The 25,214-nt window shown below is 31.6% G+C and carries 27 protein-coding genes; 2 read left to right on the top strand and 25 right to left on the bottom strand.

Going from position 1 to position 25,214, the window contains the following annotated elements; genetic code table 11:
* The 9 genes from DMR38_RS06050 to pduB form a co-directional block, all read right to left on the bottom strand.
* Positions 1 to 1,518, bottom strand: a complete 1,518-nt coding sequence (locus DMR38_RS06050; RefSeq protein ID WP_127720456.1) for an acetaldehyde dehydrogenase (acetylating) — start codon at positions 1,516 to 1,518, stop codon at positions 1 to 3.
* Between the two features lie 49 nt (positions 1,519 to 1,567).
* A complete protein-coding gene (locus DMR38_RS06045) occupies positions 1,568 to 2,269 on the bottom strand; it encodes a BMC domain-containing protein (protein WP_127720455.1) in 702 nt (233 codons plus the stop codon).
* 32 nt (positions 2,270 to 2,301) lie between these two features.
* Positions 2,302 to 2,973, bottom strand: coding sequence for a cupin domain-containing protein (locus DMR38_RS06040; RefSeq protein ID WP_127720454.1), 672 nt, complete (start codon positions 2,971 to 2,973; stop codon positions 2,302 to 2,304).
* Between the two features lie 17 nt (positions 2,974 to 2,990).
* Positions 2,991 to 3,257 (bottom strand): EutN/CcmL family microcompartment protein, encoded by a 267-nt coding sequence (locus DMR38_RS06035; protein ID WP_127720453.1) that lies wholly within the window; start codon positions 3,255 to 3,257, stop codon positions 2,991 to 2,993.
* 80 nt (positions 3,258 to 3,337) lie between these two features.
* Positions 3,338 to 4,180, bottom strand: a complete 843-nt coding sequence (gene eutJ, locus DMR38_RS06030) for an ethanolamine utilization protein EutJ (protein ID WP_127720452.1) — start codon at positions 4,178 to 4,180, stop codon at positions 3,338 to 3,340.
* On the bottom strand, positions 4,162 to 4,935 hold the full coding sequence (locus DMR38_RS06025) for an ethanolamine utilization protein (RefSeq protein WP_127720451.1): 774 nt from the start codon (positions 4,933 to 4,935) through the stop codon (positions 4,162 to 4,164). The genes eutJ and DMR38_RS06025 overlap by 19 nt, the downstream gene beginning before the upstream one ends.
* Positions 4,936 to 4,956: 21 nt before the next feature.
* Entirely contained in the window at positions 4,957 to 5,772 is an 816-nt protein-coding gene (locus DMR38_RS06020) for an MIP/aquaporin family protein (RefSeq protein WP_127720450.1), read from the bottom strand.
* A 50-nt stretch (positions 5,773 to 5,822) separates the two neighbouring features.
* Positions 5,823 to 6,965, bottom strand: a complete 1,143-nt coding sequence (locus DMR38_RS06015; RefSeq protein ID WP_127720449.1) for a 1-propanol dehydrogenase PduQ — start codon at positions 6,963 to 6,965, stop codon at positions 5,823 to 5,825.
* A gap of 54 nt (positions 6,966 to 7,019) precedes the next feature.
* Positions 7,020 to 7,886 carry a propanediol utilization microcompartment protein PduB gene (gene pduB / locus DMR38_RS06010; protein WP_127720448.1) on the bottom strand — a complete coding sequence of 289 codons (867 nt, stop codon included), beginning with the start codon at positions 7,884 to 7,886 and terminating at the stop codon, positions 7,020 to 7,022.
* A gap of 609 nt (positions 7,887 to 8,495) precedes the next feature.
* Between pduB and DMR38_RS06005 the strand changes: the two genes are divergently transcribed.
* Together DMR38_RS06005 and DMR38_RS06000 are read left to right on the top strand one after the other, a co-directional pair.
* Positions 8,496 to 9,707: a PocR ligand-binding domain-containing protein gene (locus DMR38_RS06005; protein ID WP_127720447.1), complete on the top strand. Its 1,212-nt coding sequence runs from the start codon at positions 8,496 to 8,498 to the stop codon at positions 9,705 to 9,707.
* 24 nt (positions 9,708 to 9,731) lie between these two features.
* The gene (locus DMR38_RS06000) at positions 9,732 to 10,478 is read left to right on the top strand and encodes a response regulator (RefSeq protein WP_127720446.1); all 747 of its coding nucleotides are present in this window, start codon (positions 9,732 to 9,734) and stop codon (positions 10,476 to 10,478) included.
* Positions 10,479 to 10,555: 77 nt separating this feature from the next.
* On the opposite strand, the gene DMR38_RS05995 is transcribed toward DMR38_RS06000, so the two are convergent.
* From DMR38_RS05995 to hisB, 16 genes are all read right to left on the bottom strand, one after another.
* Entirely contained in the window at positions 10,556 to 11,488 is a 933-nt protein-coding gene (locus DMR38_RS05995) for a glycyl-radical enzyme activating protein (RefSeq protein WP_127720445.1), read from the bottom strand.
* Positions 11,489 to 11,606: 118 nt separating this feature from the next.
* The gene (locus tag DMR38_RS05990; protein ID WP_127720444.1) at positions 11,607 to 14,171 is read right to left on the bottom strand and encodes a glycyl radical protein; all 2,565 of its coding nucleotides are present in this window, start codon (positions 14,169 to 14,171) and stop codon (positions 11,607 to 11,609) included.
* A 353-nt stretch (positions 14,172 to 14,524) separates the two neighbouring features.
* Positions 14,525 to 15,019, bottom strand: a complete 495-nt coding sequence (locus DMR38_RS05985) for a flavin reductase family protein (RefSeq protein ID WP_127720443.1) — start codon at positions 15,017 to 15,019, stop codon at positions 14,525 to 14,527.
* A gap of 3 nt (positions 15,020 to 15,022) precedes the next feature.
* Positions 15,023 to 15,796: a histidinol phosphate phosphatase gene (locus tag DMR38_RS05980; protein ID WP_127720442.1), complete on the bottom strand. Its 774-nt coding sequence runs from the start codon at positions 15,794 to 15,796 to the stop codon at positions 15,023 to 15,025.
* Between the two features lie 14 nt (positions 15,797 to 15,810).
* Positions 15,811 to 16,734: an AEC family transporter gene (locus DMR38_RS05975; protein WP_127720441.1), complete on the bottom strand. Its 924-nt coding sequence runs from the start codon at positions 16,732 to 16,734 to the stop codon at positions 15,811 to 15,813.
* Positions 16,735 to 16,866: 132 nt separating this feature from the next.
* Complete coding sequence (locus DMR38_RS05970; protein WP_127720440.1) at positions 16,867 to 17,460, bottom strand: hypothetical protein; 594 nt, start codon at positions 17,458 to 17,460, stop codon at positions 16,867 to 16,869.
* A gap of 83 nt (positions 17,461 to 17,543) precedes the next feature.
* Complete coding sequence (locus DMR38_RS05965) at positions 17,544 to 19,055, bottom strand: HAMP domain-containing sensor histidine kinase (RefSeq protein ID WP_127720439.1); 1,512 nt, start codon at positions 19,053 to 19,055, stop codon at positions 17,544 to 17,546.
* Positions 19,045 to 19,740: a response regulator transcription factor gene (locus DMR38_RS05960; RefSeq protein ID WP_127720438.1), complete on the bottom strand. Its 696-nt coding sequence runs from the start codon at positions 19,738 to 19,740 to the stop codon at positions 19,045 to 19,047. Before DMR38_RS05960 ends, DMR38_RS05965 begins: the two co-directional genes overlap by 11 nt.
* On the bottom strand, positions 19,686 to 20,321 hold the full coding sequence (locus DMR38_RS05955) for a phosphatase PAP2 family protein (RefSeq protein WP_243124464.1): 636 nt from the start codon (positions 20,319 to 20,321) through the stop codon (positions 19,686 to 19,688). Before DMR38_RS05955 ends, DMR38_RS05960 begins: the two co-directional genes overlap by 55 nt.
* A gap of 246 nt (positions 20,322 to 20,567) precedes the next feature.
* A complete protein-coding gene (hisE, locus tag DMR38_RS05950; RefSeq protein ID WP_127720436.1) occupies positions 20,568 to 20,903 on the bottom strand; it encodes a phosphoribosyl-ATP diphosphatase in 336 nt (111 codons plus the stop codon).
* A gap of 21 nt (positions 20,904 to 20,924) precedes the next feature.
* Positions 20,925 to 21,254 (bottom strand): phosphoribosyl-AMP cyclohydrolase, encoded by a 330-nt coding sequence (gene hisI, locus DMR38_RS05945; RefSeq protein ID WP_175412933.1) that lies wholly within the window; start codon positions 21,252 to 21,254, stop codon positions 20,925 to 20,927.
* Between the two features lie 23 nt (positions 21,255 to 21,277).
* Positions 21,278 to 22,039, bottom strand: a complete 762-nt coding sequence (hisF, locus tag DMR38_RS05940) for an imidazole glycerol phosphate synthase subunit HisF (RefSeq protein ID WP_127720434.1) — start codon at positions 22,037 to 22,039, stop codon at positions 21,278 to 21,280.
* A gap of 4 nt (positions 22,040 to 22,043) precedes the next feature.
* Positions 22,044 to 23,117 (bottom strand): histidinol-phosphate transaminase, encoded by a 1,074-nt coding sequence (gene hisC / locus DMR38_RS05935; RefSeq protein ID WP_127720433.1) that lies wholly within the window; start codon positions 23,115 to 23,117, stop codon positions 22,044 to 22,046.
* Positions 23,118 to 23,144: 27 nt separating this feature from the next.
* The gene (gene hisA / locus DMR38_RS05930) at positions 23,145 to 23,858 is read right to left on the bottom strand and encodes a 1-(5-phosphoribosyl)-5-[(5-phosphoribosylamino)methylideneamino]imidazole-4-carboxamide isomerase (protein WP_127720432.1); all 714 of its coding nucleotides are present in this window, start codon (positions 23,856 to 23,858) and stop codon (positions 23,145 to 23,147) included.
* 25 nt (positions 23,859 to 23,883) lie between these two features.
* Entirely contained in the window at positions 23,884 to 24,492 is a 609-nt protein-coding gene (gene hisH / locus DMR38_RS05925) for an imidazole glycerol phosphate synthase subunit HisH (protein ID WP_127720431.1), read from the bottom strand.
* 116 nt (positions 24,493 to 24,608) lie between these two features.
* Complete coding sequence (gene hisB / locus DMR38_RS05920) at positions 24,609 to 25,193, bottom strand: imidazoleglycerol-phosphate dehydratase HisB (protein ID WP_127720430.1); 585 nt, start codon at positions 25,191 to 25,193, stop codon at positions 24,609 to 24,611.
* Positions 25,194 to 25,214 lie beyond the last annotated feature (21 nt).

The raw sequence follows: 25,214 nt of genomic DNA, 5'->3' as shown, positions 1-25,214 counted from the left end.
TTAGTTAGCTCCCTTCATTGCAGCTACTAATTCACTTACAAGTCTAGCAAGTTTATCATTATCAGTAGTATCTGCAGCAGTGCTAGCACAATTGCTCTTTGCTGCAAATTCTGCAGGGCTTGTAGCACAATGATTGAAAGTTGTATCGTCTGCAGCTAATGTAGTACAGTCTTTAAGACCATATGCTACTCTCTTTATATTGATTAAATGTAATGGAGTAACATTTTCGGAAACAGAACTTCCTCCCCATGTACCACAACCTAATGTAAATGCAGGTGCTAATCCTGTGCTTGCACCAGTACCTCCCTGGCTTCCTCCAGTATTAACTAAGATACGGGATGCTGGTTTTTTAGCAAACTTCATTACTAAGTCTCTGTCATTTGTATGAATGTTCATAGTATGTCCAAGACCATTTTGAAGTAATCTTATACTAAGCTCACATGCTTCATGCCAATCCTTAACTGTATAGAAAGCAAGTACTGTTGTAAGTTTCTCGTAAGATAGAGGGTAACCATTACCAACTCCGCCTTGTTCTCCTACTAAAACTTTTGTTCCTTCTGGAACTGAGAAACCTGCAGCTTCTGCTATAACCTGAGGAGCTCTTCCTACAAACTTAGCACTCATGCTGTGTGTACCAGGCTTAAAAAGTATACTGCAAACTTTTGCAGTTTCTTCAGCTGTCATGAAATATCCGCCTTGTTTCTTCAACTCAGCTATTACTTCATCATGATTGCATTCTTCAACAATTATTGATTGCTCGGATGCACAAATAGTACCATAGTCAAAACTCTTACTAGCTATTATATCTTTAACTGATTGATGAACATCAGCAGTTCTTTCAATATAGGATGGAGAGTTACCAGCACCAACGCCTATTGCAGGTGTTCCTGAACTATATGCAGCCTTTACCATTCCAGGGCCTCCAGTTGCAATTATCATAGCAACTTCTTTAGCTTTCATAAGTTCATTTGTAGCTTGTATAGATGGTGTAACAATACCACCAATTACATTTGCAGGAGCTCCTGCTGCTACTGCTGCATCACGCATAAGCTCTATTGCTTTTGTTGAACATTTTAATGCAGCTGGGTGTGGTGAGAATACAATTGCATTTCTTGATTTAATTGCAATGATTGATTTATAAATAACAGTAGATGTTGGATTTGTAGATGGTACAATACCCATTAATAAACCAACTGGTTCTGCAAATTCAATTACACCCTGACTTTTATCTTCTTTTATAACACCAATAGTCTTCATATCCTTGATGTAATTATATACTGTAGTAGCAGCCATATGGTTCTTATAAGCCTTATCTTCAGCTTTTCCAAAACCAGTTTCTTCTGCAGCCATTTTACCAAGGCAAACTGCATTTTCTTCTGCTACCCTAACCATATTACATAGGATTTTATCAATTTGTTCTTCAGTATAATCAGCAATTTGGTCTGCTGCAATTTTTCCTAAACGTGCAAGATCTCTTGCTTCTTGTATAGAACATAAGTCTTTGTAAAAATTTCCCAATTGTGATCCCTCCAATGATTTTTCATATATGTTCAAATTTTATAACTTATTAATTATGCCCATAATATTTTCTGAATTCTACAAGCAGCAGCATCTTATCTGCTTTAGAAATGGACCTCCCTTTGATACCAAAGTTCTTATATTTGCGAGCAAGATTTCGAAGCTCTATTACCTTAAACTTACTCAAAATCTCAATAGCTTTTTCTAAGCCATAGTCAAGCACCATCTTATCTACAGCTTTCCTATTTAGTTTAGTCAAATCCATTTTAAAAGGATCAGTTATTTTTTCTGGCAAAAGCTCCTCATTCTCTGAATTTTCTACTGTTGAATTCTCTTCTATTGAGTCCTCTACTATTGAATCTTCTATCTTAACGGGAACCTCTACAGTATCTTCTTCAATTACTTCAACTGTTGTTTCATCTTCTGGTTGGTTTTTCGCTGGAGCGACAGTTGGAATATTTCTATCTTTCAGTGGTACTGCTGATACAATTATATTATCTAATTCCTCATGTGGACGGGGAATAACATGTTGTGAAACAAGCAATATGTCATTTATGTTTCTAACTGCCGCTCCACCAGCGTCTACAGCTGCTTTCACAGCCCCCACATCACCAGTTACAGCAATCGAAACAAGCCCCCCTCCTACATATGTCTTTTCTAAGAGATTCACATCTGCCGCCTTAAGCATAGCATCTGCGCTCTCAATAGCTGCAATAAGTCCTATTGTTTCGATTAACCCAAGTGCCTGCATTATTTAACCCTCCTCAACCTTGATCAGCCATTCTAATATGTAGCATAGAATGCTTTCATCTTGTCAGGTGAACCAAATGCTATCTTGGCTCCCTTAGGGAAGAATACTGAATCACCAGGATGTGCAGTATAAACTTTATTATCTACTGTTACTGTCAATGTACCCTCTATAACATAGTAAAGTTCCTGACATTCTGTTTCCCAATCAAATTTACAATTTTCAATTGTAATAAATCCGGCATTCATTGAAGAACTATCGTCTGCATTGATTATTTCCTGATAAAATACTTTATCATCAGGATTTCCTGTATCTAGTGCTTCATACTTTACTGAACTTCCACGAACGATCTTCAAACCGATAGTGTCAGTCTCAGCAAGATAAGGCTTCTTATTAGTAATCAAATCAATCACTCCATTCAAAAGTCCTTTATCCATCATTACCTTGAATACTTTATAAATCACTTCACTATCAATTCCACTTTCAAAAACTTTTTCAAGCTCAGAAGTTTTTGTTTCACAAGGAGTTTCCTCTTCACAAGAACTTTTTGCTTCAAGGACTTGCTTTTCAGTAGAAAATTCTATGCCATAATTTTTTGCTATATCTTTGGCTGATGGAGTAATAATTGCTTCACAGCCAATGTACACTACTTTTTGGCCCTGCCTTTCTGCAGTCTCAACATCTTTTGCACAAATTAATCTTTTCATTCTTGTACCTCCTGAGTCTATTCTACATTGCAGTCTTCATCAATAATTCCAACAACAACTGCATCAACCGGGATATCTTCACATTCATCTAACATTTTTCGAGCTGATGACCCCGTTGAAACAATAACTCTATCTCCAATTCCAGCACTGATTATATCTGCTACAATTAAATGTTGGCCAGCACCAGTTCCACCAATTACTTCCGCTAACATAAGCTTCAATCCATTAAGTGATTCTGCTTTTCTTGTTGCCCATACATTGTCAATTAATCTTGCTATTAACATATATCTTTCTCCTTAGCATATCTATAGTATCCTTTGAAGGTGATTTAATAATTCGAAATCCCACATTATGCCATCTCCAACTATATACTTTCCTGTGTACAACTAAGTGCTATACCTAAAGGGGTTACAAACATCGGATTCTTTGGCTTATGAGTAAATATTCCTGTCTTTTTTTCTATAATTGTCTCAATACCTGTCAGGCAGCAAGTTCCTCCTACCAAAGATATTTCCTGAACATCATACCCTTTAATATGCTGGTTAATAATAGATGCAATTTTCTCAACTACTGGCTTTAATACAGGTAAAAGATCCTTATGGTTTCCCGGATTACGTTTATACAATTCTGCTTCTGCAAAAGGCATTTTATATGCACCAGAAACTACTAATGAAAATTGAGTACCTCCTGTTGGTTCATCTGCAATATAAACAACTTTTCCATCTTTTAAAATTGAAATTCCAGTCGTTCCACCACCGATATCTACAACTGCACCATTCTTAATTCTAAGAACTTTATTAGCAGCCGTTGGTTCATCAAGTACACTTGTAAGTTCAAAACCAGCTGCCTGAACTACATTTTTTACTGCCCCTGAATCCAACTCATCTGTTCCAGGTGGAATAGCTGCAGCTCCATAAATCAACTCTGTACCTAACTTTTCTTCAATTTCATGCTTCATCTCTCTAACAATATTAATTGCACCAATATAATCAACAACCATACCATCTCGAACTACGTCTGCATATTTATAAGCACCTGCTACTGGTTTATAGTTTTCATCTACAACTGCTAGGACAACACATGCTGTACCTAAGTCAACTCCTGTATAATAGGCAGAATATTTACCAACAATTGGATGTTTCACTACATGTTCAAAATCTTTCACAAGTTGGTCGCAGAATTTAAAAGTCAAATTTTTCTCTGACATTTTGTACCTCCAAAAATAGAACAAATCATTTGGGACAAAGCATTAATAATTTGATTGATCTTTCCAATAATATCACTGCACAATGCATCTTCATCTTCACTATCTTCATATGCTTCTAAAATAAACGGTTCAATTTCTCTAAGAGCACAGCGCAGTCTATGCAAAATTATGATATCTCTGCCCTTTTTAAGCTGCATATGAAATTCTGTAATTTCAAAGCAATCATCTAAATCAAGTGAATAATTGCTAAAATTTATTGCTGTACATTCCTTAATACAAAGATTTTCAACGGACCCTTTATCCTGAATGGCGTTTTTAATTTTAGTAAACTGCTTACCTAAACTAATAACATTCTGTGCCCAAAGGATATCCTTATTCAAAAGTTCTTCTTCTGTAATAAGGAACAATGCTTCCGTTGATTTCATCTTACTGTAAAGTTTTTTCTTCTTCCAATTATTCTTCTTTTTGGGCTGTGCAGGTATTTGATTTTCATTTATAGTCTGCACCTTTTCCACAGTTTCCTTTTTCTCTACAGCTTGTTTTTTATCTACATCCTGCTTCTTCTCCACAGGTTGTCCTTTATTTACAACATTTTTATTTTTGTAATAAGACTCATCATCAAACATATTTATACCTTTGTCTGACAGAAACTGACTTGCTTCAGGTGTAAGTCTTGTCCCAAGTTTTAACTCATAATCTGTAAAAGGTTCTTTTCTATATAAATCCCGCAAATCAATTTCGGTAATAAATTTCATTTTGAACCCCCTTTACCCTCTCTAGCTCTCAACCTGATTCTTTTCAATACTAGATTTCATTTTAGCAGGTAAATAAAGTGAAATTAATTTTTCATATATACCTCCACCTAAAATTCCTCCTACAATAGGAGCAAATATAGGTACAATAAGTCCATAGTTATTAGGTCCAAAAGCATTTGTTCCCCATCCTGCCAGTACACATAATAATCTTGGACCAAAATCACGAGCTGGATTCATAGCAAAACCAGTTAAAGTTCCAAATGATGCTCCTAATAACGCTACTACTAAACCTATAGCCAAAGCTGGCATACCATTTTTAGGACAACTTTTATTGCATCCATCTGTTACTGCAAAAATAACTAATACCAAAATGGCTGTTATACACATTTCTACCATAAAAGCATTAAACATTGACAACCCTGTTTTAGGGAATGTACTAAATATTCCTGCTGAACTCCACCCAGCTTGTGAGTTTCTAATAATATTTTTGCTGCTTTCAAATTGTCTTATAGAACTACCATATAATCCATAAACTATTGCTGCTGCTGTAAAAGCTCCTAAAATTTGTGAAATAATATAAGGAATTACTTTCTTTTTGTCAAATTTCTTCCATACTGCTAGAGCTATTGTAACCGCAGGATTTATATGAGCTCCGGAAGTATCGCCAACAACAAATATAGCTATTGTTATAGCTAATCCCCAACACATAGATAATCCCCAAAATGTAACGTTTGCATTTACTGCAACTAGAGCTGCTACTACCCCAATTCCAATAAATAATAAGATAAATGTACCTATAAATTCAGCAAAACATTCACCTAATAATTTATTTTTCATATTCATATTACCCTCCTTATTGTTAACATTTTCGCTAATTTATAAAAACGCTATTTACCATAAACTTCTTGAAACAATTGAGCTATTTCTTCTTTGCTAGCTTTCCTTGGATTAGTAGCTGTGCATTTATCATTTAAAGCATCATTTACCATATTTTCTAGTTCTTTTAAAAAATCAAGTTTATCTATGTTTACTTCCTGTAAGTTCATAGGTGTATTAGTTGCATTCATTAATATTTTTATTGCAGCAATAATACTTTTTACTCCCTCATTTGTAGAAGCACAAGGTAACCCTAAGATTCTAGACAAATTAGCATACTTTTTTCCTGATTCTGTTTCATTTTCTGATTTCAAATTAGCATTATACTCAATAACATAAGGTAATAAAATTGCATTTGCCCTACCATGTGGTATATGAAATTTCCCCCCTAATGTATGTGCCATACTGTGATTAATTCCTAGAGATGCATTTGTAAATGCCATACCAGCAATACAAGATGCATTATGCAATTTTTCTCTTGCAAACACATCGTTTCCATCTCTATAAGCCCTTAGTAAATAGTCAAATACTAATTTTACAACCTTTTCAGCCAGCGCATCTGTATAATCAGAGCTTTTTGTCGAAACATACGCCTCAATAGCATGAGTCAAAACATCCATTCCAGTATCTGCTGTTATTTGTTGAGGCACTGTTTTAACAAGATTTGCATCTATTATAGCTATATCTGGAACTAATTCATCATTAATCAAAGGAAATTTTGTACTTCCCATAGTAATTACTGAAAAAGAAGTAACTTCTGATCCTGTACCACTAGTAGTTGGAATAGCTATAAATAATGGTTTTTTATAATTGCCTCCATTAGTATTTAATATTTTAATAGTAAAAAATATAATGCTTTTTGTAGCATCAATTGATGAACCGCCACCTAATGCAATTACTACATCTGGTTTAAATATTCTCATTTTATTTACTCCCATAGCAACGATTTCAATCGGCGGATCAGGTTTTATCTCTGAAAAAATTTCATACTTAACTTTATTATCTTTTAATATGTCAATTATTTTATCTGCAGTACCTGATTTAAGCATAAATGGGTCCGTAACTATACATACTTTTTTATTCTTTATGCTTTTCAAATACTCTATCGACCCTCTATCAAAACAAATTGTAGGTTTAATGTTAAATGTATTCATATTATCCCTTCTTTTACGTTTATAACATATATTTATATAAACTTCGCATATATCTTAAATATAAGGCTTTGTAGTTGAAATAGGATTTTGTCCCATAGATTTTAATATTCCTATTCCTACTTCTCTAGCCGCTATTACAGATTGCTTAACAGCTCCAGAATCTCCTGTTATTGATATAATTACCTCATTGGAATGTGCTGTACCATCATTTGGACTTGCATAAGTAACTAATTCCACATTAGCAGTTTTCATTGCAGTATCTGCCATAACTAATCCTACCCCTGCTGGTGCTCCTACAACTATTCCAAAAGATTTTCCAAGTGGAGCCCCATAAGCCTTTTCGAGTGCAAGACTTGCTCTTGCAGTATAATGAAGTTCTGCATGTCCTGCATCACATCCATATACATCTCCAAATGTTCTTTCTACATCTTTTAATGCAACTTCAACAGCTCTTCTAGCATCTGATACATCTTCAGAAGCAAAAATTATGAGTGATCCATGTCCTGCACCACCTTTTGTATCCCTTGGAAGCTCTATTGCCGCAATTACAGTATTTGTTGCTTTTACGGCTTCATCTGCAGCCATAATATGAGGTCCAGCACCTGTTCTTGCACTTATAATTCCTAAAGAACGGTACTTAGGATCCAAGTTCATTTTTTCTTGAATACTTCCATCAATGTTAGCAATAACCAAACCAACCGTATCTCCAATAGCACATCCTACATATTCTGTTATTACAGGCGTATCATTTATCATAAAAGCTTCCCTCTTTTCTTCCTTTTCTATTATTTTTTCTTCCTTTAATTCTGGTTTAGAATTTTGTGTATTTTGTGTTTTATCTGTTGTTGTACCACTTGAATTTTCACAATTTGTTTTCTTTCTAAGCTCTTCCAAAACCTTATTGATTATCTCTTGATCCATTTTTCCACCTCGAAACATTTAATATTTTGACAATGAAGGTAAATTTATTTAACATTTGCTACCTTAGCTACTAAACCTTGCAGCCTTCTTATTAGCTGATAATTTATTAAATTACTGTATCTAGCAATGTTTTTTTCCTATAAGATCTCACCCCCAAAAGTTTCTAATATTTTTTATAATCAAATTTGTGGTTTAATTTTATTACAAAAGCAAATAAAATTTTTTAATAAATTCGACTCCATTTTGTACAATATATATTTTTATATGTTGTACTATTTTGACATCTTAGAAATTTGTTATATTTTTATATTCATTAGTTAATTTTCTTGTAAATCGACACATTAAATATTATAATTCTATTAAGCGACAAATTTTGTTTGAGTATTATATTTGAGTATTATATAAGTTAAATATCTATTTTTCATTTAACTTATTTTATTTTCACAGTTTTAATTGTTAAAAAATAAACTCAATAAGTTTTAATTTTATTTTCTGTGACTTTCAAATCGTGTACCCCTTAAAATATTCTTAAATTTTACAAATATACATAAGCTATATTTCTAAAGTAATTTACTATTTACAAGATTTTTTTTTACGGAGGATATACAAATGAATTCATTAAAAGATCTTAAATTCAGTGACATTATTGATATAAACACTTTAAAAGATATCCAAGACAAACTCGCTAAAATAGTTATTTTTTCTGCAGTTACAACAGATATTCACGGGGTTCCTGTTTGTAATGAAAACAATTTTACACCATTTTGTAAACTTATTCGTTCCTCCCCAAAAGGATGTAAAAACTGTATATCCTGTGATTCTCAAGCAGGCTTTATGGCCATGAAGGATAAAAAATCAAGAGTATATAAATGTCACACAGGGCTAATGGATTGTGCTGCACCTATAATAGTAAACGATATCTACGTAGGTGCCGTATTGGGCGGACAAGTATTACTAAAAGGACAACAAACAAGAGATTCCATAGACTTAAATTGGATTTCTAAGAATTATGAAATTCCCCTAAAAAAACTAAAGGAAGCTGCTGAACGCATAGAAATTGTTGAAAGCGACTACCTACGAAATTGTGTTTCATTTTATACATTTCTTGCAAATTATATAGCTGAAATGGGTCTTCATACTCTTACGCAGGAAAAATTATTAAAAGAAAGTGAAGAAAAAATTAAGCTTGAACAGTATGCCAAAAAAATGCAGTTAAAAACTATACAAGCCCAAATTAATCCTCACTTTTTGTTTAACACTTTAAATACAATAGCAAGTATGGCTCTAATTGAAAATGCTCCTACAACAGAAGAACTAATATATAATCTCTCTGATTTATTAAGATATAGCTTACGGAACTTAGAGGAGTTTCCCAAGCTTAAAGATGAAATTACTAATATAAAACGATATCTTTTTATCCAAGCTTTAAGGTACAGTGATAGAATTTCCTATGAAATTAATATAGATGAATCTCTTAATGAATATAGAATTCCAACCATGATTCTTCAACCACTTGTTGAAAACTCCCTCGTTCATGGACTTGAAACAAAAAAAGAAGGTGGAAAAATAACTATAAATAGCACCTCCAATTCAAAAAAAGATATAATAATTGAAATAAGTGATAATGGCAGAGGAATTAATAGCAGCATACTTAACCTATTAAATAACTCAAAAGACCTCTCTGATAGTGGTTTAGGTATAGGACTGCAAAATACTGATAATAGGCTAAAACATTATTTTGGTAGAGATTACGGTCTGAAAATAAAAAGTACTCTTGATGTTGGAACAAAAGTATATATACGTATTCCAAAATTGAAATAATACCTTAACAGGAGGATGATTAAGATGTATAAACTTATGATAGTCGATGATGAACCTCTTGAGAGAAGATCATTAAGAATATTATTACAAAGAGAATTCTTTAATATTGATATTAAAGGAGATTCCAAAAACGGAGAAGAAGCAATATTAAATGCTAAGATAAATAAACCTGATATAATTCTTATGGATATAAAAATGCCTGAAAAAACTGGTTTAGATGCTCAAAAAGAAATAATTAGCTTTCTGCCAAACACTAAAACAATTATAATAACAGCCTATGGAGAATTTGACTACGCACAAACAGCAATAAAATATGGAGTAATAGATTATTTATTAAAACCTGTTCGGCCATCTAATCTAAAGGCTTCTATAAATAAAGCTCTTAAATCTATAGATAACTTTGATTCTAGAAAAATAGCTAATTTAAAGTCTAAGGAAATTTCTGAAAGTACTATAAAAACTGCAATAAAATATATTGATAATAACTATACACAAGATATAAAATTAAATACTGTAGCAAATTTTGTACACTTAAATCCTCAGTACTTAAGTAGATATTTTAAACAAAAAATGGGAGTGACATTTACTCAGTATATTACAAATCTTAGACTTGAAAATGCTAAAAAATTATTAGTTAATACAGATAAATCTATAACACAAATTGCCATGGAAGTAGGTTATACTGATATTGCATATTTCAGCAAAGTATTTTTTAAGAACGAGAATAAGTCACCTTACAAATTTAAAATGAGTTATTGCACTAATCCCTAAAAATTACTGACGAATTAATAAGAGAAGCATATTAAAGCTGGATGTTTAATACGCTTCTCTCTATTTATCATTTAGAACTAGTCAATTCCACCAACTTTACATATTAGTCCATACTCTTCCACTAGTTCTTTAAGATTATTTATTTCTTCTTTAGTAGGTGGTTGTAAACCCTTCATTATATAATCATGTCCTAAGTACTCATACTTATTTTCACCAAGACGATGGTATGGTAGAAGATGCAATTCTTTAACACTTTTAAGGCTAACTGCAAAATTAGCTGTAGCTCTTACATTATTTTCATCGTTATTAACTCCCGGAATAACAGGTACTCTTATTATTAACTGAGTTCCAAACTGAGCTATTAATTTTGCATTCTGTAAAATTACCCCATTAGGCTTTCCTGTATACTCTAAATGTTTATTTGCATCCATGTGCTTAATATCAAGCATAACTAAATCAATCCAGGGTAACATCCTTTCTAAAACCTTTGGAGATGTAAATGCTGCGGTTTCAATGGCTGTGTGCCAACCATTTTGTTTGCATCCTTTTAATAATTCTTCAGCAAACTCAGGTTGAGCTGTTACTTCTCCTCCTGATAAAGTAATTCCACCACCAGATCGTCTATAATATATATTATCCTTTTTCAATTCTAGTAACAATTCCTTTACAGTTCTCGTGTTTCCTGCTAAATTCAAAGCTCCAGCATAACAATTTTCAACACACTTACCACACTTAACACATTTATTCTGATCAACTCTAGAAGGAAGGTTGAAGTCTATTGCTCCATTGCTGCAAACTTCATAGCACTTTTTACATCCTATACATTTGCTTGGAATAAACATTACTTGTGGCTCCATACACTGAGATTCTGGGTTACTACACCAACGACAAGATAATGGGCAGCCTTTAAAAAAGACTATTGTACGAATTCCCGGTCCATCATGAACAGAAAATCTCTGTATATCAAAAATAACTCCTTTTTTATCTAAATTCACTTGATAATTCAACATAACTTTTCCTCCTATAAAAAGCTGCTCTATAAAAAACTTTACAACTAACTCTCTTTTACTAATTTAAAAATGAGGAAGTAGTAAAAACCCTTCCTCAACATATATGGAACCAAACTGACTAAAAAGTATGTTCTGTTCTTTTTATAATATCATCCTGAATTGACTTATCTAAAGAAGTAAAGTGAGCACTATATCCAGCTACACGTACTACTAGATTTCTATAATTTTCAGGATTCTTTTGAGCATCTAAAAGCGTTTCTCTACTTACTACATTAAATTGTACATGTAATCCTTTTTCATCGAAAAAGGTTCTTACTAGAGAAGATAAATTCTGTAAGCCAGTCTGACCTTCTAAAGCAGATGGATGAAACTTTTGATTAAATAATGTACCATTTGAAGCTTTACAATGGTCTATTTTCGCAACAGAATTAGCAGCTGCAGTTGGTCCCATTGCATCTCTTCCTGAAACTGGTGATACACCATCTGCTAGTGGTTCCCCAGCTTTTCTTCCATCTGGTGTTGCTCCTGTCTGTGATCCCATTGGAACATTTGCAGAAACAGGATAAAGTCCTGGTTGGAATTGACCATTACGTGGATTAGTGTATTTTTCAACTTCATTACAGTAAATTAATGCAGCTTCTCGTGCTAAATCATCAACCTCATCTATGTCATTACCAAACTTAGGTGCTCTATTTAATAGCATTTGGCGAATACTCTCTTTATTTCCATAACTACCTAAGTTAATATCTTTACCCGGTTCCAAGCCTTCTAATGAGGTTTTCTTTTCTTCTGATAATAATTTCTCAATAACTTTCAATATAGTTTCAGGTGTTAATCCTTTCATATCACCCACTTCATTTATGCTCTTAGCAAGTTCAGACATTGGACTTTTCTTACATTCACCAAAATTAGTATCTAACGCATTCTTTAAATCCTGTAAACTTATTTTTTTGTCTTCAAAAACAAGTTTTTTAATAGCTTCTAATGAGTCTGCTGCATTTGCAACTCCTACTCCTTGTGGTCCTGTAAAGTTGTAATGCGCTCCTCCTTCTTGTAATGATTTTCCTCTAGCTATACAATCGTCTGCCATTGAAGATAAGAATGGTAATGGTGCTCTCTCTCCGTGTGCTAGATCTACGCTGTTATCTGCATTAACTAAAAGTTTAACAAAATATTCCATTTGCAATTTGTATGCATCAAATAGTTTCTCAAATGATGTAAAAGAAGCGAAGTCTCCAGTTCTTAATCCTATCTGTTTTCCATTATCCATACCATTATTTATAGTTATCTCTAATACCTTTACAATATTAAAGAATGCAGCATCATGCCACCCTTCAGTCTTTCCACCTTTTTGAGGTTCTACGCACCCAATAATACCATAATCTCTAGCATCTTCTAATGTAAGACCTCGACTTGTCAAAGAAGGGATGATAACTTCATCATTATAGTAAGCTGGCATACCTAAACCTAAACGAGTTACTTCAGCAGCTTTTAATAATAACTCATCTGGAGTTTTGTTCCAAGCTCTTATTGAAATTGACGGTTGTGGTAACTTGGTATGTGCAGTAGCTTCAAGACACATAAATGAAAGCTCATTTGTAGCATCTCTTCCATCAATAGTTTGTCCACCTACAATTAAGTTCTGGAACATTGGATATCCACCAAATGCTTTTGTTGATCCTTCATCACGAACTTTATTAACATCATTAAATTTAACCCATAGACAATCTAAAAGTTCTTGAGCTTTTTCTTGTGTAATAAGTCCGTTTGATATATCCTTCTTAAAATAAGGATACATATATTGGTCAAAACGCATAGGTGAAATTGAATGTCCATTAGATTCTATCTGAATAATAGATTGTACAAACCAAAATGATTGTAGAGCCTCATAAAATGTTCTAGCTGGTCTTTCAGGTACCCACTGACAATTTTCAGCTATTTGCATTAACTCTTCACGTCTTCGTGAATCCAATGATTGACTTGCTAAATTTCTAGCTAATTCTGCAAAACGTCTAGCAAATTTAATAACAGCTTTTGAAGTTATGATTACAGCTGTTAAAAACTGATCCTTCTTTATGTAATCTGGATCTTGTTTATCTGCTTTAGCCTTTTCACTTTCCGCATCTTCAATTATACCGTTAAATCCTTTAGATAATACTTTTGCATAATCTACAGAAATATGACCTATACCATTGAAGTAATAATTTCCAACAGTAAATACCCCTGCTTCCATTGCTTCCTTCGTTTCTGAAAACATATACTCTGTTGCAAGCTCATTTGTTGTTTTTCCATCCCAATATTTAAATACTTCTCTAAGTTGTGATTTTACATCTTCACTAATAAGGAATACATCACCAGTTCTTTTTGCAAGAGTATCAAATTCCTCTAAAAGCCACTTGTTTGAAAATTCCGGAAATATTGAAGCCGCCCTAGGTTTTTTAGTTAAATTTCCTACAATAAGTTCTTCATCACGAATAACTATATCCATTTCATTTAGTATTTTTTCTAAAGCTTTAGCTCTTCTAATAATCATAGGATAAGCTTCAGTTTCCTTAAAAGATTCCGTTATTAAAACTGCTCTTTGCGCTTCGATTTCAGGAGTTACCGAGTATAAATCGTTAGTTAATTTTTCTATTCTTTTACTTTGATTTGCAGTATAAAGTTTGTTTAAAACATCATTCAATTAAACAACCCCCTTAATTAATTTTATATAACTTTTATTAATCATTTTCATAATTACATTTTATTCTTAAAGTTCCTATCTTTTTTTGATTATTTCGACCTGTTTTTGTATTATATAGATTTGAATATGATGTATTATTTTGATATATAAAAAATTTACACAACAATATTCCTCTACTTATAATAGAAGAGTTTTAAGTTAATAACTTTAATTCTGTAAAATAGAAATCTAACTTATATAGTTTCTAACTAAAAAAATAAAACACATACTGTATAAATACTATGTATGAACTCATAGTACTTATACAACATATGTTTTACCTATAAAAATTAAATATCTTTACAATGAGAACTTTATTTTTCATAGCAATTTACTATTTCTCCATAATAAACTGTATGATAATCTCCATCAAGATAACAATTTAAATCTACTTCCTTTGTCAAAAGTTCTTTTTTCATATCCTGTTTATATATAATCTTACATTCATAATACATGTCACATCCTGCTATTACCGGGCTATCTACACTTCTACCTGAATTAAGCTGCAAATTACACACCTTGAATTTATCTATATTCCTACCAGATTTAGTTCCACATATTGCAAGGGCCTTCTTCATATCACTTCTAAAAGGAACACTTACTGTAAAATTACCGCTATTTTCTATAAACTCCTTAGTATATCTGGATTGTCTCACAAGCACAGTGAACACAGGTTTCCTCCATACAAAACCTATGCTTCCCCATCCTATTGTCATAGTATTTACTTTCCCATTATATTTACTTGTAAGGAAAGCTCCTTCTTTATCTAATTGCTTGATTACTTCAGCCGAATTATTTGTAAAATCCATAATCTACACCTCTTTATCATACTCTTCTTTTCTATTTTTAAAATATACTATTTTTAAATTACACCTTCTGGCAATTTCTACTGCTTCCCTAAAGTTACTTCCCATGGAATCTAAATTATGGGCATCAGACCCTACTGTTATATATTTTCCTCCTAATTCATTAAATCTTTTATATATTTCCAACATATTTTTTATTGAATTTTTATTTTTAATTCTCCTGGTATTTAACTCCAAACATTTTTCTTTATCTATGACCACTTTGAATATCTCATCTATTACATCTGGAAAATCACTGTAGTATAATTCTTTATCCTCAAATTTAGCATACCTAGCTATATAATCAATGTGACCCAGACTATCTATAAACTCAAATTGTTTTAAATTCTTTAGCATATCCTCCAAATATTTAAAATAAGCTTCTTTTTTACTTTTGCCTTCATAATAATCTGAATAATAGAGATCTAAGTTCTCCACTAAATGTATAGATCCAATTACATAGTCAAAAGAATTATCCTTTATTAACTTTCTGCTTTGTTCTAAACAATCCTCCTTCATTCCAAGCTCTATGCCGAGAAGTAGGTTGTCATTTCTATATTTTAAATACTTGTTTAAATATTCATCTACGTTAAAACAAAACAGACCTTCTTTTGGAAAATTGATATCCATATGTTCTGTTGTTATAAAAGATATACCTTTTTCTTTTGCAGATTTTATAGCTTCTTCTATTTTCATATCAGAATCCGTAGAAAAATTAGTATGTACGTGTGTATCAAACAATATGTAACCCTCCTTCAAACTTTAGTTAGAAATTGTATAAATATAACTACAATAGGGATAGTAATCATTGAAATTATAGTAGTTATAAAAACGCTTCTAGCTGCCAATTTATTATCTGCTCCATACTGCTGTGCAAGCACAGAAGCTAGAACAGCTGATGGCATTGCTTCAATTACAGCACACATTTGAATCATAAAACTATCTGCCTTCATAAGTTTCAAGAGTAAAACAGTAACTAGAGGCACTAATATCAATCTCATAAATGAAGTATAATATACCTGGAATCCCGAAAAAATATCTTTCAGTTTCACTCCTGCCAGCATAGTTCCTACTATAATCATAGAAAGCGGTGTGGTCATAGAACCTACACTACTCAATGTGGTATCTATAACATATGGAAGTTTTATAGAAAATACAAACATTAAAAATCCAACAACAGTTGAAATTATAACTGGATTAGAAATTACATTCTTTATATTTCTAATATCATTTTTACCTGTATATATGGCAATTCCTACACTAAACATAAATATGTTAAGAGGTATATTAAAAATTGCTCCATAAAAGATTCCCACTTTTCCAAAAAGTCCCTCCAGCACTGGATATCCCATAAATCCACTGTTAGAAAATATAATAATAAATCTCATTACTTTCTTTACTTTATCTTCATATTTATAAGCACAAACTTTACTCAACAATATAATCACTATGTGAATAATAATTGAATACAAAAATATACTTTCTGCATTAGCAATCATCTTTTCTGAATACCTATAGTTAAAGGAGGTGATGAGAAGTGACGGAAGAGTGATATTGACTAAAAAACTCGACAGACTTTTTTCTCCTTCTTCAGTTATTATATTTTTCTTTTTTGCAAATACTCCTATAAGCATCATAAGTGATAAAATTATTACTTGGTTTATTACCCTGACGATCAAAATTTTCCCCCTAATTAGGCATTTGAAAGAAACCTACCTATGCAGCATGATAAAAAATAGACAAACATACTGACTAGCTAGTTATTTCTTTAAAAATGCCTTTTGCTGCCCCTAGATTTAAGTACATTAATATTAATCTTCCTCCATGTCAGCATACATTCCCCGATCTGCATACTTTGAAATTAAGTCCGACATTTTTTTTATAACTTCATCAGTGTCATCTTTTAATATATTAATTGCAAATTCCCCGTTTTGAGATAAAAATTGATATATATTCAATACTATATAATCCCTTATACGACAATATAGATAATCTTCTTCCATATAGGTCAATCTTTCGTTTATGTTTTTTATGGAACTATATCTCTCTAGAAATTGTAAATCATCTTTATCTGGTTCATCTCCATTTTTAAAAACCGCTTTTCCATTTAATACTTCTGTTTCACATTTGCTTTCCATATTTGAAATTGTTTCACTTATTTCCGATGTAGAAGGCATATCTTGTTTTTTACCCCAAGAATGTAGAGTATCTAGTTCTTCCTTCCAAAGCCTTTTTATACTCAAAATATCAGCCTTTAATTCTAAAAAATATTTGTTGTCATCGTTTATAGAGTCCTTCTTTGCCTTCAAAACATTGTACACACTAGCATGCCAATAATTTCTGACTTGAAGTACAGGTTTTGCAGCTACTTCTACCAGTTCATCTAATAAGGTAATTTTATCCATTTATATTCCTCCTTTAAAACCCATATTTATATTATAATCCATTATAATATAAATTTGAATGTAATTCATGTAAGATATTGTTTCTATGACCTACTATTTGCCAAATTAAAAATTACATCAAATATCATATAACCAGAAGAATATTCTGCCTTTATTTTTCCACCTTGAATTTCCACTATACTTTTAGCAATAGCAAGTCCAAGCCCACTTCCTCCTGTATTAGAAGATCTTGATTTATCCACTCTATAAAACCTATCAAATAACTTATCAACTTCTTCTTTACTTACAGGCTCACACTTGTTTTTTATAGAGATTACTGCACCACCTTTTTGTTCTTTCAATGAAACTTCTACATCTCCTGGTTTTATGCTATATCTTATAGCATTTATAAATAAATTTTCAAACACTCTTGCAGTTTTATTCGGATCTAAATAAACAAGAAATTTGTGTTTTGGAAAATTTCTTGTAATAGTTACCCCTGTCTCTTCACAAATCGGAACCAATTCTTCTATAAGTTGTTCTAGTAATCCATTTAAGGATATACTCTGCCTATTTAAATTAACTGCATTATTGGTAAGTTTAGTGTATTCAAACAGATCATTTATTAATTCTTCTAACTTTTCAGATTTATTGTAAGCAATATTAATATATTGTTTCATTTGTGTTTCATCCTCATATCTTTTATCTTTAATAAGAGCTAAATACCCTTTAATAGAAGTAAGTGGTGTTCTTAAATCATGAGATACATTAGTTATGAGTTCATTTTTTATTCTCTCCTCTTCCCTTTCAACTTTCATTTTATTATTTAGCTCTTCTGCCATAAAATTTATATTATTTGACAGCAAAGCCAATTCATCTCTTCCCTGACTCTTTATTCTATAATCTAAATTTCCCCTTGATATTTCTATAAGTCCAGAAGATATATTTTCTATATATTTCATTTTTTTATTAGTTATAAAATAAAACATTGTTAGAAATGATATAAAAGATACAATTGTCCCAGGAATGGGATTGTATCTTTTTTCATAAATTATTTCATATTGGGGCATACCCTTAATGACTAAATAAGCTTTTCCATCACTAAAATTTATAGGATAAAAACTGATATATTCTCTATTTTTACTTATTTCATTACCCTTACTAGTTCCATATATATTTTGAATATTTTTCATCATTTCAAGAGAGTTTTTTATAGAATTCTTTATAGTGGTATATACATCTATTTGTGTTTCGTCTGCATTATTTGATTTGTACAAAACTTTTCCATTTAAATCCGTAATCATTATCTTTTCCAAATCTGAGGTATCATTACAACTATCTATAATTTTTTGTATTTTATCCTTATCATCTATACTTATACTTTTACTCTTTATTTCATCCCCTATTAAGTTGCCGTTTACAGACATCCTATCTATCCCTTTACTATAATCTACTCTAGCAGTGATATTCCTATTTTGCAAAAAAACGCCTGCTCCTTTTCCAAGTGCAGCAGACGTGACAAAACAGAGGGCAAATACAAATATAAGCTCCAGCCTTATACTGTTTTTCATTTTACTCAAGCTAGATTCTAAAGATATTTTAAAATCATTTTTCAACTTTATATCCCACCCCCCAAATGGTCTTTATAAAACGAGGTCTTCTCGGATTTTCCTCTATCTTTTCCCTTATTTTTCTTATATGTACCATTACAGTATTATCAGATTCAAAAAAATCCTGTTTCCATACAGATTCATAAATCTTTTCTATACTAAACACTACACCCCTATTTGAAGATAAAAGTTCTAAAATTTCAAATTCTCTTGGAGTGAGTTTTACATCCTTGTTACCAACTTTTACTTGGTGATTTTTAGTGTTTATAACTAAGTCATCTACTTCAATTATCTCCTGGTCAACCTTTTTAGGTATATTTAGCCTTTTATACCTTCTCAGTTGAGATTTTACCCTGGCTACAAGCTCAAGAGGATTAAAAGGTTTTACTACATAATCATCGGCTCCCGTAGTAAGACCTAATATTTTGTCCAAATCCTGGCTTTTAGCTGACAACATTATTATAGGCATATTTTTGCTTTTTCTCATTCTCATGCAAACTTCAATTCCATCCATTTTAGGCATCATTACATCTAAAATTACTAAATCAACTTCAGTATCATTTGAAATCTGTATAGCTTCTAAACCGTTGGAAGCTTTTAATACTCTGTATCCTTCATTTACTAAATATATCTCAACTAAGTCTCTAATTTCTTTTTCATCGTCAACCACCAACACAATTTCTTTTTCCATATTAGTCCCCTTTCCAAAATGAAACCAGCAACAAACCTATAGATTATCTCTGCCAATAGTATAGCAAAAATCAAATCTAAAATCACATGCTGTTTTACAAACTGGGTAGACACTATTACAGATATGCCCATAAAATTCATAGCAAATTTTATAAAAGGTTTTTTATCCAATTTTCTTGATGCTATCATTATTATATAACTTGCAAGCACATGTATGCTTGGAAAACAATTAAAAGGTTTATCCCAGCTATAAGTAAACCTTACAGCACGGGAAAAAATATCATTTTCACTAACAACAGGCCTTGGCACCGTGGTCTGAAAGAAAAAATAGATTATATAACATGTAATCATACCTATAACCATGGTTATCACACATTTATAATAACTATTCCTATAATTAAAACACAGATATACTAGCGATATAAACATAAATGGAAACCACATCCAATATGCAATTATAAATTGTTTTATAAATGGAATGGCTATATCTAAACTAGTAACTAAACTATGACATCCTCTAATTGTATTATTTAGCAGACCATAGGACACATTTATCGCAGGTATAATTAGTAGTAAACTCAATGGTAGTAAATTTAATTTTAAACGCTTCAATGCAACACCAACTCTCAAATTTAAATACCTAACTTTCTAAAATCATTATATAACATTCTATACTTATTATTATAGAAAAAATTTCTTAATATTTGTTAATTAAATTCTTAAAATTTTCTTAAATTATAAAATTACTCATAAAATTTATAAACAAAAAACCAACTTATGCTGCAAATATTCGCAGCATAAGTTGATTTTTCGTCTAGAACCTCTATACTAGTGTATTCCTTCTATAATTTTTCTTTCAGGTTTTTTATTACATATTTTTTGTCTTCTCTTACCAAGTTCTTCTGATAAGTCATCTAAAGTTATATTTTGATTTGACATTAAAACTAAAAGGTGATATATCAAATCACATATTTCATAAACTTCCTCTTTTTTATCATTATTTTTGCTTGCAATTATAACTTCTGAACTTTCTTCCCCTACTTTTTTTAGTATCTTATCCAAACCTTCCTTAAATAAATAGCTCGTATAAGAACCTTCTATAGGATCTAACTTTCTATCCTCTATAACTTTACTCAATTGCTCCAGTATACTTTGAAATTCCATAAAAATACTCCCCTTTCAAATTTAATATAATTTTCTATAAAAACAGCTCCTGTTCCCTGTGTGACAAGCTGCTCCTATTTGCTCAACCTTTATTAAAATTGTGTCATAATCACAGTCTACACTTATACTTTTCACATTTTGATAATGTCCCGAAGTAGCTCCCTTATTCCAAAGTTCATTTCTAGATCTACTAAAAAACCAAGTCTTTCCTGTTTCCATCGTTCTTTTTAATGATTCCTCATTCATATATGCCATCATAAGTACTTCTCCATTTTGAAAGTCCTGAACAATTGTAGGTACAAGTCCCTTTCCCTTTTTAAAATCTATGTTTTTTAAAATTTCTTTCTCCATATTTTCACCTTTGTACATATTTTTTACAACCTCACTGGTATATCCTTAGTTTTCAAATATTGTTTAACTTCACCTACAGTAAGCTCTCCATAGTGGAAAAGTGAAGCTGCAAGGGCTGCATCTGCTCCTGCATCATTAAATACATCATAGAAGTCATTTAAAGAGCCGCATCCTCCTGAAGCTATTACTGGAATATTTACTAGATTAGTTACAGTTGTTGTAAGTTCTATATCATATCCATTTTTAGTACCATCCGCATCCATGCTAGTTAAAAGTATTTCACCTGCTCCCAAACTTTCTGCCTTTTTAATCCACCTTAGTGCATCTATTCCTGTATTTTTTCTTCCGCCTTCTATAAATACATCCCAACCATTTCCTGAATCCCTTTTTTTAGCATCCACTGCAACTACTACACACTGTGATCCAAATTTGTCTGCTGCCTCATATATTAAGTTAGGATTTCTTATAGCAGAAGAATTTATTGATATTTTATCTGCACCTGCTCTAAGTATATTTTTAAAATCATCTATCTGAGATATTCCACCACCTACTGTAAGAGGTATGAACACTTTTTCTGCAGTTCTTTCTACTAAATCAATTATGGTTTTTCTCTTTTCATGAGTAGCTGTAATATCCAAAAATACTATTTCATCTGCTCCCTGTCTATTATAATGTTCAGCTATTTCAACAGGATCTCCTACATCTTGCAGATCAACAAAGTTTATTCCCTTAACAACCTTTCCCATATTCACATCTAAACATGGAACTATTCTTTTTGTAAGCAAAATCTTAGCTCCTCTCTATATCATCTATTATTTCTTTAATTTTATCTATAAAAAACTTCATATCTTCATCTGATCCTATACTTACCCTTAAGTAATTGTCTATTCTATCCTTGTTAAAATATCTTACAAGAACTCCTTTTTCCCTTAACTTTGTAAAAAGTTCTTTTGCAGCATATTTGACATGGCTTACAAAAATGAAATTTGATTTTGAAGGTATGATATTAAAGCCCATTTTTCCCAATTTATTTACAGTTGTTTCTCTCGTGTTTATTACTTTATTAACACATTTTTCAAAATAATCCTGGTCTTTAAAAGCTGCTATTGCTGCTGCATTTGAAACTCTATCTACAGTATAGGAATTAAAAGAATTCTTTATTCTATTTAGTCCATTTATGAGATCTTCTTGTCCAAGTGCAAATCCCACACGAATTCCAGCTAAAGAACGTGATTTAGACAATGTCTGTACTACCAAAAGATTAGGGTAGTTTTTTATAAGACCAACTACAGAGTTTCCTCCAAAATCCACATAAGCTTCATCAATTATGACTACTTTATTTTGATTATATTCTAAAATTTCTTCAATTTTTTTAGTTTCAAGACACCTTCCTGTAGGTGCATTGGGATTTGGGATTATTATTCCTCCATTTTCAGTTAGAAATTCTTGAAATGGAATTGAAAAATCTTCATTTAATTTTGCAAGCTTATAATTTAAATTATATAAATTAGCATAAACAGGATAAAAACTGTAACTTATATCTGGAAAAATTATAGTTTCATCCTTATTAAAAAATGTTAAAAAAGACATAGCCAGAACCTCGTCAGACCCATTTCCTATAAAAACTTGATTTTTATTTAAACTATAGTATTTAGAAATAACGTCCCTTAACTGATCACAATCTGGATCTGGGTACAACCTCAAATCTTCATCTGCAGCATTTTTTATTGCCTCAATTACCTTAGGGGATGGTGGGTAAGGACTTTCATTGGTATTTAACTTAACATATTTTTTATCCTTAGGTTGTTCACCACACACATAAGGTTCTACACTTTTTGTAATTTCACTCCAATACTTACTCATAATTCATTCCACCTTCTACCGTAATTTTTATTTGCAAATTTCTATGGCTTTTTTTAAATCTATATTTCCAGAATATATAGCTTTGCCTGTAATAGCACCGTAAATGCCCATTTTACTTATATCTTTCAAATCACCTATGTTTTTTATTCCTCCAGAAGCTATTATCCTGCAGCTTACACTGTTTTGAATTTTAAAGAGTTGGTCTAAATTAGGTCCCTTTAAAGTTCCGTCTTTACTTATATCCGTAAAAATAATAGTTTTAACTCCTATGTCCTCCATTTGTTTTGCAAAATCTATGTAATTGACACTGCTTACATTAAGCCATCCATTCACTGCAACTTTCTCATTTTTTGCATCTATTCCAACTGCTATTTTTTCTCCATATTTTTTTAGTGCTTTTTTTACAAAATCAGGATCTTTTAAAGCTGCAGTTCCAAGTATTACTCTTGATATTCCTATTTCTATAAGCATATCTATGGTTTTTATGTCCCTTATACCTCCACCAAGTTCTACTGGAATCTTACTTGTGTCTATTACTTTTGATATGGCTTCTATATTTTTTATTTTTCCATCAAGTGCCCCATCTAAATCCACCATATGAATATATTCCGCACCGCTTTCTTTAAAACCCAGTGCTACCTTTATTGGATCTTCGCCTACTATCTCTGATTTTTCAAATTTTCCTTGATACAATCTAACACATTTTCCATTTCTTAAATCTATAGCTGGAAGTATCAACATATAAAAGCCCCCTTAAATTATCCAATTAAGCTGTTATCCTTACAAAATTTTTGAGCATTTCAATACCTACGTCACCACTTTTTTCTGGATGGAACTGAGCTCCATAAACATTATCTTTACTTACAACAGCTGGTATATTTATTCCCCCATAAGTGCTATAGGCATTTAAATTTTCTTTAGATTTTAATTCTCCATAAAATGAATGTACAAAGTATACATAGCTATTTTGAGATACATCTTCTAAAATTTTACACTGTTTATCTATTATTAAGTTATTCCATCCCATATGTGGTATCTTTATATCTCCATATAACTTTGTTATTTTCCCTGGTATCAGGCCTAATCCTTCACACTCTTCTATTTCTTCTCCTACATCAAATAAGAGCTGCATTCCAAGACATATTCCCATAAAAGGCTTTCCACTTCCTGCTTCCTTTTTTAACACTTTATCTAAATTTCTCTTTTTCAAATTCTTCATAGCCTCGGGAAAGGCACCCACCCCAGGAAGTATAATTGCTTCACTTTTTTCTATTTCACACTGATCTGACGTTATCTTGCTATCTGTTCCTATATATTTTAGTGCTTTTTGAACACTCTTTAAATTTCCCATACCATAATCTACAATAGAAATCAATTTTACACACCCCTTTCTTCAATTCACAATGCACAATGCATAGTTCACAATTATGGATAATTTTCTTCATCGACTTTCCACTCACTATTAATTATTAACTATTAATTATTAACTATTTATATAGTTCCTTTCGTAGACATTATTCCGTTTATACTGCTGTCTATAGATACTGCTTCTTTAAGTGCATGACCAAATGCCTTAAATATTCCTTCTATCATATGGTGTGTATTTTTTCCGTAGATCACCTTTATATGAAGTGTCATTTCTGCATTAAAAGCAACTGCCCTAAAAAATTCTTCTACCAATTCCGTATCCATTTCTCCTACTTTTTCAGTTTTAAAATCAGCATCAAATACTAAATAAGGTCTACCACTCAAATCTATAGATACCATTGAAAGACTTTCATCCATTGGTATAAAAAATGTGCCGTATCTTTTTATATTTTTTTTATCCCCTAGAGAATCTTTTATACATTTGCCCATGACAATTCCTACGTCCTCCATGGTGTGGTGAAAATCCACATCAAAATCACCTTTAGCAGCTATATCAAGGTCTGTCATCCCATGTTTTGCTATCATGCACAACATATGATTAAAAAAGCCTATTCCCGTATCTATATTGTACTTTCCACTGCCATCTAAATCTATTTTTACATTTACATCAGTTTCATAGGTCTTTCTAGAAAGTTCTCCTATCCTCAAACAAAACACCTTCTTTTTATG

This window comes from Clostridium sp. AWRP, assembly GCF_004006395.2.
GTDB lineage: Bacteria > Bacillota > Clostridia > Clostridiales > Clostridiaceae > Clostridium_B.
The sequence above is the reverse complement of the archived record's forward strand: the minus strand, read 5'-3'. Positions and strand labels throughout refer to the sequence as shown.

Bases quoted from the DNA above. Each gene is read 5' to 3' on its own strand.
- DMR38_RS06045 (WP_127720455.1), bottom strand. From the start codon at position 2,269: ATGCAGGCACTTGGGTTAATCGAAACAATAGGACTTATTGCAGCTATT.
- DMR38_RS06040 (WP_127720454.1), bottom strand. From the start codon at position 2,973: ATGAAAAGATTAATTTGTGCAAAAGATGTTGAGACTGCAGAAAGGCAG.
- DMR38_RS06035 (WP_127720453.1), bottom strand. From the start codon at position 3,257: ATGTTAATAGCAAGATTAATTGACAATGTATGGGCAACAAGAAAAGCA.
- eutJ (WP_127720452.1), bottom strand. From the start codon at position 4,180: ATGTCAGAGAAAAATTTGACTTTTAAATTCTGCGACCAACTTGTGAAA.
- DMR38_RS06025 (WP_127720451.1), bottom strand. From the start codon at position 4,935: ATGAAATTTATTACCGAAATTGATTTGCGGGATTTATATAGAAAAGAA.
- DMR38_RS06020 (WP_127720450.1), bottom strand. From the start codon at position 5,772: ATGAAAAATAAATTATTAGGTGAATGTTTTGCTGAATTTATAGGTACA.
- DMR38_RS06015 (WP_127720449.1), bottom strand. From the start codon at position 6,965: ATGAATACATTTAACATTAAACCTACAATTTGTTTTGATAGAGGGTCG.
- pduB (WP_127720448.1), bottom strand. From the start codon at position 7,886: ATGGATCAAGAGATAATCAATAAGGTTTTGGAAGAGCTTAGAAAGAAA.
- DMR38_RS06005 (WP_127720447.1), top strand. From the start codon at position 8,496: ATGAATTCATTAAAAGATCTTAAATTCAGTGACATTATTGATATAAAC.
- DMR38_RS06000 (WP_127720446.1), top strand. From the start codon at position 9,732: ATGTATAAACTTATGATAGTCGATGATGAACCTCTTGAGAGAAGATCA.
- DMR38_RS05995 (WP_127720445.1), bottom strand. From the start codon at position 11,488: ATGTTGAATTATCAAGTGAATTTAGATAAAAAAGGAGTTATTTTTGAT.
- DMR38_RS05985 (WP_127720443.1), bottom strand. From the start codon at position 15,019: ATGGATTTTACAAATAATTCGGCTGAAGTAATCAAGCAATTAGATAAA.
- DMR38_RS05970 (WP_127720440.1), bottom strand. From the start codon at position 17,460: ATGGATAAAATTACCTTATTAGATGAACTGGTAGAAGTAGCTGCAAAA.
- DMR38_RS05960 (WP_127720438.1), bottom strand. From the start codon at position 19,740: ATGGAAAAAGAAATTGTGTTGGTGGTTGACGATGAAAAAGAAATTAGA.
- hisE (WP_127720436.1), bottom strand. From the start codon at position 20,903: ATGGAATTTCAAAGTATACTGGAGCAATTGAGTAAAGTTATAGAGGAT.
- hisI (WP_175412933.1), bottom strand. From the start codon at position 21,254: ATGGAGAAAGAAATTTTAAAAAACATAGATTTTAAAAAGGGAAAGGGA.
- hisC (WP_127720433.1), bottom strand. From the start codon at position 23,117: ATGAGTAAGTATTGGAGTGAAATTACAAAAAGTGTAGAACCTTATGTG.
- hisA (WP_127720432.1), bottom strand. From the start codon at position 23,858: ATGTTGATACTTCCAGCTATAGATTTAAGAAATGGAAAATGTGTTAGA.